General features: G+C 40.9%; 6 protein-coding genes and 1 pseudogene. 3 read left to right on the top strand and 4 right to left on the bottom strand.

The window, feature by feature from the left end; all coding sequences use genetic code 11:
• Positions 1-228: 228 nt before the first annotated feature.
• The 3 genes from IM322_RS08005 to IM322_RS08015 form a co-directional block, all read right to left on the bottom strand.
• The gene (locus IM322_RS08005) at positions 229-672 is read right to left on the bottom strand and encodes a type II toxin-antitoxin system VapC family toxin (protein ID WP_287675774.1); all 444 of its coding nucleotides are present in this window, start codon (positions 670-672) and stop codon (positions 229-231) included.
• Entirely contained in the window at positions 659-931 is a 273-nt protein-coding gene (locus IM322_RS08010) for a hypothetical protein (RefSeq protein WP_002761103.1), read from the bottom strand. Before IM322_RS08010 ends, IM322_RS08005 begins: the two co-directional genes overlap by 14 nt.
• A 274-nt stretch (positions 932-1,205) precedes the next feature.
• A complete protein-coding gene (locus IM322_RS08015; protein WP_287675772.1) occupies positions 1,206-1,631 on the bottom strand; it encodes a DUF29 family protein in 426 nt (141 codons plus the stop codon).
• 291 nt (positions 1,632-1,922) lie between these two features.
• On the opposite strand from IM322_RS08015, the gene IM322_RS08020 reads away from it, so the two are divergent.
• The 3 genes from IM322_RS08020 to IM322_RS08030 all read left to right on the top strand — a co-directional run bounded on the left by IM322_RS08020 (position 1,923) and on the right by IM322_RS08030 (position 3,852).
• Positions 1,923-3,119, top strand: a complete 1,197-nt coding sequence (locus IM322_RS08020) for a PEP-CTERM sorting domain-containing protein (RefSeq protein WP_287675770.1) — start codon at positions 1,923-1,925, stop codon at positions 3,117-3,119.
• A gap of 194 nt (positions 3,120-3,313) precedes the next feature.
• On the top strand, positions 3,314-3,631 hold the full coding sequence (locus tag IM322_RS08025; RefSeq protein ID WP_502863709.1) for a DUF433 domain-containing protein: 318 nt from the start codon (positions 3,314-3,316) through the stop codon (positions 3,629-3,631).
• Positions 3,631-3,852 (top strand): DUF5615 family PIN-like protein, encoded by a 222-nt coding sequence (locus IM322_RS08030; protein WP_287675768.1) that lies wholly within the window; start codon positions 3,631-3,633, stop codon positions 3,850-3,852. Before IM322_RS08025 ends, IM322_RS08030 begins: the two co-directional genes overlap by 1 nt.
• Here the strand turns inward: IM322_RS08030 and IM322_RS08035 are convergent.
• Positions 3,827-3,934, bottom strand: a pseudogene (locus IM322_RS08035) (IS200/IS605 family transposase); the annotation flags it as partial. The gene IM322_RS08030 and the pseudogene IM322_RS08035 overlap by 26 nt on opposite strands.

Below are 3,934 nucleotides of genomic sequence, written 5' to 3' on the forward strand. Positions count from 1 at the left end.
TATGGATTTACCAATTTTGAACATCTTCGACTTAAGCTGTTTTCTTGCTTTAATTCATAACAAAAATTAACACACGAAAACCAGAAGAGCCGTAGGGTGCGCCCTTCAATAGCGTAACGCACCAATTTAATAATAGAGGTGGTGCGTTACGGCGAATTATTAATTTTGGTTTTTTGACTAAATTGATAGCCGCCTAACGCACCCTACACTCTACGGACTACTGATTAACTAGAAATTTGAGAAAAGATTAATAAAGGGTTTTTTATTTTTCCAGCGATAGGTATTAAAATCTCGATTATCAATTGATAAGATACGTCCATTTCCTAACTCTTCTGCTAAGATAACTAGGGAGGCATCGGCTAAGTCCATTGGCAGACTTTTATATTGTTTCATAAGGTCTTGAATTCTTTCTAGATGAGTATTTTCAAGGTGAAATAATAGAAATTTTTGGGGATGTCTCTCAAATACGTTCATTAATTTTATTTGTTTTTCAACTCCTGTATAGAGATTTGGAGAACGTTGTAAAAGAAGATGACAACTTTCTGTTAAAACACACCAAGTTGTAATTAGTGGTTGAGAAGAATACTGTGCTAAGGTTTGCTGTGCTATTAGATGATATTGATCTTTATTGTTAAATAAAGCCACCCAGAACCCAGTATCAACGATGATCATATTTAGCTTTTAATCCTTCTTTGAGAACGGATTTATAATTAGTAGAAAGGTCTGATTCTGCACTAATACAACCGATTAATCCAGATTCTTTTAAAATGTCTAGGGTACTTTGAGCTTCAGGGTTTATTTTTGCTGCAATCTCTGGCTTTTTTGCTAAAGAATAGCGTTTTTTTAATAACTCAATAAAATCAATCAGTAAGTTTTGTGCTTCTTCAGGTAATTGGTTAATATCTTGTTGAATTTGTTCTAAGTTAATCATTAATTTTCCTCCGTTAAGGTTTTTAAACAGGCTGCTAATCTTTAAGCAACATAACGAATAATTTTGACTTCTGCTACCGTCGGTTGGATTGACACAAGGAAACTAAAGTAGGTTGGGTTGACGTAAGGAAACCCAACTATAGATCCAAGGAAACCCAACAAAAAGCAATGAGAGGAGGAGAGCGCCGATTCAGACGGATTTAGGTGTTGGGTGTTGGGTTTCGCTTCTCCTGACATTTAAATCTCCTGATTTGTTTCCGACTGTCACCTGTTCCCTAATCCATTAAAATCAACTCCAATGCTTGATTAATAATTTTATTTTTATCAACCATAGCTTCAATTTCTTCTGGTTTATATATACCCTCAAAAGCTTCTAATGCCGCTTGTCTTAAAGCTGAAGAATAAGCATCATCTAAGGTTTCTTTTAATTCTTCTATTGTTAGATAATTTCCTCCTGTTTTACGTCGTTTATTAATGCGTTGAATCTGTCGAACAGAATTAGAAATAGAGGTTTCACCTGAGCGTGTACTGCGTTTTTCTGCTTGCTGTTTAATCAGATGTAATAGAACAATGATACTAAAGCTAAAAATCTTATTGAGCTTATCATCCTTACTCATTTCTGTCATTTCCTCTACCAAGATTAAGGCATCGGGAATATTGCCAGCTAGTAATAGATTTTTTAACTCTAATAATTCTTCCATTTTTCGCCTTTTTTTACTGGTTAACCTCTTAATTTACTAATTTGTCCTTCAAATTAGATCTTGTTAAAGTTGGAAAAATAAGCGAAAACTTTTGCTTGTTCTCTTGCCTTATTAACAAAAGTTTAGGCTTGTTTGATCATCCTTGCCCTCCTTTTTGCCACTAAATCCCACTTTATCCCACAAAAATTATTGTATCAGAAAATCCAAAATGGCCACAAATTCCCACAGACAAAACCAAAGTGAACATCTAGATTGTAAGAATCACTTAGTTTTTTGGACTTTTATTAGGTTATGAACAAGATACTAGCTAATTGTATCAGCTTAGGGATCGGATTGGGTGCGATCGGGGTAGCTTTCCAGGCACAAGCCGCCTCTTTTCAGGGGTTAGGAGACTTACCGGGGGGTAGTTTCGAGAGCAGTGCTTATGGAGTATCAGCAAATGGGTCTGTTGTAATTGGTTACAGCAAGATTGCTAATGGTGAGGAAGCATTCCGTTGGACACAAGCAACGGGAATGGTCGGACTAGGGGACTTACTGGGGGGTAGTTTCTCTAGCGCAGCTTATGGAGTGTCAGCAGATGGGTCTGTTGTTGTTGGTCAAAGCTATAGTGCTAATGGTAGTGAGGCATTCCGTTGGACACAAGCAACGGGGATGGTCGTGCTAGGGTACTTACCGGGGGGTGGTTTGGTATCTAACGGCGCTATTGGAGTATCAGCTAATGGGTCTGTTGTTGTTGGTTTGGCCATTAGTGCTAATGGTGTGGAGGCATTCCGTTGGACACAAGCAACGGGAATGGTCGGACTAGGGGACTTACCTGGGGGGAGTTTCTATAGCATTGCCTATGGAGTATCAGGAGATGGGTCTGTTGTTGTTGGTTTAGGCAATGGCCCTGGTGCTAATGGTCAGGAGGCATTTCGTTGGACACAAGCAACGGGGATGGTCGGACTAGGGGACTTAGCTGGGGGTAGTTTCTATAGTTTGGCTCGTGGAGTATCAGCAGATGGGTCTGTTGTTGTTGGGTATGGCAATAGTGCTAATAATAGTGGCGCTAATCGTACTGAGGCATTCCGTTGGACACAAGTAACGGGAATGGTCGGACTAGGGGACTTACCGGGGGGTAATTTCGATAGCGCGGCTTGGGGAGTATCAGCAGATGGGTCTGTTCTTGTTGGGTATGGCAATAGTGCCAATGGTCAGGAGGCATTTATCTGGAATAGTACCCAAGGGATACGGAGTTTAAAAGAGATTTTAACCAATGATTATGGTTTAAATTTAACGGGTTGGACTTTGAGCTATGCCAATGCAATTTCTGCTGATGGGTTAACGGTTGTAGGATGGGGAACTAACCCTAGTGGTAATCGAGAAGCTTGGATTGCTAGTTTAGATGGACAAACCGATCCCCCCAATCCAACTGTACCGGAGCCTAGTTCTATATTAGGGTTAGGGCTGTTTTCTCTGGTGGTTTTTTTGAGGAAGAAACGGTCATAAAAAACCCCGGCGGATTTGCTGAACCGCGCCGGTATTGGGATGGAAGTAATGCACGCAACGCTCACAACTTCCCCCTCGACCTCGCTAGTGGTGAGCAAGCTCCCGCTATCAACGGTTAATTTCTAAATGCCTAAAAAAAGGCACTCCGGAAAGGGGGTGCTTTTTTGTTGCTCGGATGTATCGATCGAGCTACAATGAGAGGGACTTCTTTAGGCGAAAATATGGCTACAGGCATCGATATTAGCGAATTTATTGTTGCTAGTCCGGATATTTGTAATGCTCGTCCCCGGATCGCAGGAACTAGAATCACGATTCAAAGTTTAGTCATGGATCATAAAACGGGAATGAGTGCCGAAGCGATCGCTAAGGAGTATCCTCAATTAAGTCTGGCTCAAATTTATAGCGCTCTAGCGTATTATCACGCGAATAAAGAACAGATAGAGGCCGATATCGATGCTTACCGAGCCGATTGTGAAGACTGGGAATCCCGATATCGAGCCTGTGAATTGTAATGAGTCAAATCCGTCTCTACCTTGATGAAGATGCGGGTCAACGCTCGGTCGTGGAAGCTTTGCGGAATCTGAAGATTGATGTAATTACCACTTGGGAAGCGAAAAACATTCAGCTATCCGATCCCGATCAACTGGTTTGGGCAACCCAGCAAGGTCGGGTAATTTATCGAAAATTTGGGTTAAAACCCCGTCGTTTTACGACGGCTTTTCTTGATCTTTAATAGAGCATCTGAGAACTTCCAGGGTTGCACCTCCTACAGAAGAAACAAAATAACTAGGAGACCAAAGAGCATCTTTCCCATA

Source organism: Microcystis sp. M109S1 (assembly GCF_020247025.1).
Taxonomy (GTDB): Bacteria; Cyanobacteriota; Cyanobacteriia; order Cyanobacteriales; family Microcystaceae; genus Microcystis.

What these genes read in the sequence shown, in the direction of transcription:
- IM322_RS08020 (WP_287675770.1), top strand. Translation starts at nt 1,923, where the DNA reads ATGAACAAGATACTAGCTAATTGTATCAGCTTAGGGATCGGATTGGGT.
- IM322_RS08025 (WP_502863709.1), top strand. Translation starts at nt 3,314, where the DNA reads ATGAGAGGGACTTCTTTAGGCGAAAATATGGCTACAGGCATCGATATT.
- IM322_RS08030 (WP_287675768.1), top strand. Translation starts at nt 3,631, where the DNA reads ATGAGTCAAATCCGTCTCTACCTTGATGAAGATGCGGGTCAACGCTCG.
- IM322_RS08010 (WP_002761103.1), bottom strand. Translation starts at nt 931, where the DNA reads ATGATTAACTTAGAACAAATTCAACAAGATATTAACCAATTACCTGAA.
- IM322_RS08005 (WP_287675774.1), bottom strand. Translation starts at nt 672, where the DNA reads ATGATCATCGTTGATACTGGGTTCTGGGTGGCTTTATTTAACAATAAA.
- IM322_RS08015 (WP_287675772.1), bottom strand. Translation starts at nt 1,631, where the DNA reads ATGGAAGAATTATTAGAGTTAAAAAATCTATTACTAGCTGGCAATATT.